Here is an 829-nt window from a genome sequence, read left to right on the forward strand (position 1 = left end):
CCGACCCCGCCGGCACCGCCGTTACCCGCGTTGCCGCCGTTGGCGTCGGCGCCCACAATGCCGTTCGTCGACGCACCACCGGCCCCACCGGCGCCACCATTGCCGCCGGCTCCACCGGCCCCGCCGTGGCCGCCTGACCCGCCGTTGTTGCCAATGCCGGCCTTGCCGGTGTTGCCGTGACCGCCGTTGCCGCCGTCCCCGCCGTCGCCGCCGTCGCCGCCGTCGCCGCCGATCCCACCGGCGCCGCCATTGCCGGACTTGGACCCACCGGCTCCACCGGCACCGCCGGCACCGCCGTGACCGCCGGCCTGACCTGCCGCGCCGTTACCTCCCGCGCCGCCCGTGGTAAACGGGGTAACGGTGCCTCCGGCGCCGTCGGCACCCGCAGCGCCTGCCGCACCGTCGCCGCCGGCCCCGCCGGCGCCGCCGTTGCCCACCGACCCGCCGTTGCCGCCCGCCCCGCCGGCACCGCCACTGACACCGGCGGTGACACCGTGCGCGCCATCGCCACCATCGCCACCGTTGCCGCCACTGGCGGGCGTGAAGCCGACCTTTCCGTTGGCGCCATCGGTCCCGCTGGCCCCGCCGGCGAGGCCGCCGATCCCTGCCGCTCCACCGTTGCCCGGGTTGCCTCCGTTGCCACCGGCCCCGCCGAAGCCGGCGATTCCGAGGACCACGGCACCGTCGGCCAGGCCGGCGGGCAGGGCGGCGATGGTGGGGCCGGCGGCCACGGCGGCGCCGGTGGCGCCGGTGGCGACTCAACGCACGGCACGGTGGGCACAGACGGCAACGGCGGGAACGCTGGTAGCGGAGGTGCCGGCGGGGCGCC

General features: G+C 78.4%; 1 protein-coding gene. It reads right to left on the bottom strand.

Going from position 1 to position 829, the window contains the following annotated elements:
- Positions 1 to 731, bottom strand: a 731-nt coding sequence (locus BST27_RS32175) for a hypothetical protein (protein WP_211285336.1), incomplete at its 3' end; no start/stop codon positions are given.
- Positions 732 to 829 lie beyond the last annotated feature (98 nt).

Source organism: Mycobacterium intermedium (assembly GCF_002086275.1).
Classification (GTDB): domain Bacteria; phylum Actinomycetota; class Actinomycetes; order Mycobacteriales; family Mycobacteriaceae; genus Mycobacterium; species Mycobacterium intermedium.